The sequence below is a fragment of the Phormidium sp. FACHB-1136 genome (assembly GCF_014697375.1).
In the GTDB taxonomy this organism is placed as follows: Bacteria; Cyanobacteriota; Cyanobacteriia; order Phormidesmidales; family Phormidesmidaceae; genus Nodosilinea.
In genome coordinates this window covers 1-1,825 of record NZ_JACJRS010000248.1, presented here as the reverse complement: position 1 = coordinate 1,825, position 1,825 = coordinate 1, and the positions used below count along the sequence as shown (strand labels likewise).

1 protein-coding gene and 1 pseudogene are annotated in these 1,825 nt (G+C 56.1%); both read left to right on the top strand.

Annotated elements, in window-relative coordinates; translation table 11 throughout:
* A pseudogene (locus H6G62_RS27090) lies at positions 1–228 on the top strand (IS4 family transposase); the annotation flags it as partial.
* A 382-nt stretch (positions 229–610) separates the two neighbouring features.
* Entirely contained in the window at positions 611–1,540 is a 930-nt protein-coding gene (locus H6G62_RS28205; protein ID WP_242052296.1) for a transposase, read from the top strand.
* The last annotated feature ends 285 nt before the right edge of the window (positions 1,541–1,825 follow it).

Here is a 1,825-nt window from a genome sequence, read left to right as displayed (position 1 = left end):
TTCTTTATGGTTAGCCTTTCCCATACCCTCCTCAAAATCCTGCCCCTCTCCCAGACCGAGGCCTCTATCCTCGATCTCAAAGCCTACGCTCGCGGCTACCGCTATGTTGCCGAACTCATCGATCTCCTTCCGCAAAAACCCACACCCGGTTTCTGGACGCAAGCCCTCAACCGCTTCGCCAACTTAGGGCGTATTCATCCCGCGCCTAGCCACCCTAACTCTGCCTAATCTGGCGAAGGTATTGCTGACAAAAGTTGGTTTCAGGAGGCTGAGATTCTTGCTGTGAAATAGTTTCAGGGATTGAAGAGATGAAGGGGGAGCCAGTGTTCTAAGCTTAGATACCACTCAAAAGCGTGAACGCGGTGAAAAAAACTCCTCCCTCTACGATGCCTTGAATACTTGGTTAGGTCAATCGGTGCCATGGGCGCATCGCACCCATCTGACGACCTGCCTGTGGATGGTGATGGCCTTGCTCCAACGGGGGGAGGTGAGCCTGACGCGATGGCTACCCTATATCCCCTGTCGAGGGGTGCAGGCGCAAAGCAAACAACGACGGTTAAGCCGCTAGCTGCACAATAGCCGTCTGAACGTCCATCGACTGTACAAGCCCTTGATTCAGTCGGCCTTGGCCGATTGGACGGAGGAGGTATTGTACCTGAGCTTGGACACCTCCCTGGTTTGGGAGGTGTATTGCCTGGTGCGACTGGCGGTGGTGCATCGGGGGCGAGCGTTGCCCGTGGTGTGGCGCGTGCTGAAGCATCGCAGTGCCTCGGTGGGTTTCGAGGTCTATTGGGAGATGCTCCATCAAGCAGCGGGGCGATTGCCATCGGGGGTGACGGTGGTGGTGCTGGCCGACCGGGGCTTTGTCCACACCGACGCCATGACGGCCATGACGACGCAACTGGGCTGGCACTACCGCATCCGCATCAAGCGCGATAGTTGGATTTGGCGAGTCGACCAGGGGTGGTGCCAACTGAAGGATATTCACCTTAACCGGGGGGAGGCGCTCTGTTGGCATACCGTGAAGCTCCATAAAGGGGAGTGGTATGGCCCCGTACACGTCGCCTTTGGCCACAACAATGTCAACGGCGAGTTTTGGGCCATCGTCAGCGATGAACCCACCACCCTGCACACCTTCCAGGAATACGGCCTGCGCTTTGACCTAGAAGAGGCGTTCCTCGATGACCAGTCCAACGGATGGAATCTCCAAACGTCCGAGATTCGCTCGGTCTGTGCCCTCTCTCGTCTCTGGTTTCTCCTCGCCATCGCCACTCTCTATGTCACCGCCCAAGGCGTCGAGGTCGTCGCCACGGGCAAACGTCGGTGGGTGGACCCCCATTGGTTTCGCGGCAACAGCTACTTCCGCATCGGTTGGGATTGGTTGAAAACCGCCCTAGACCAAGACTGGCCCCTCATCCGCCACGTCCGGTTTACCCACAACCGTGACTCTGAACCCGCCATCGCCTCTCGGAAGCAGCATGAGCAGCGCACCTATCAAATTGAGTTCAAAATACACACGTACCGCTATGCCCCCGACTAAGTTTTGTCAGTCAACCAGCCCAAAAACTGTCCGGAGTATTGCTAAAAAGCCCTGATGCTGAAATCCGTCCTACGGCCAGGGTAATCGCATCTAATTTGGTATAAATTGTACTTGACAGAATAGCAGGGATAGAAGTTTGAGGATTCGTTGCCCTTGAGACAGCGGAAGAGTAGTGGCGGAGGGTTAATGGGAAAGCATTTCCCTCATCAAAGTGAAGCGACCCCATGGCCCAAGGCTTTGGTCAACAGGTGCTGAGTCCTCAGCAGGCCCGAGAGGCTAAGATTT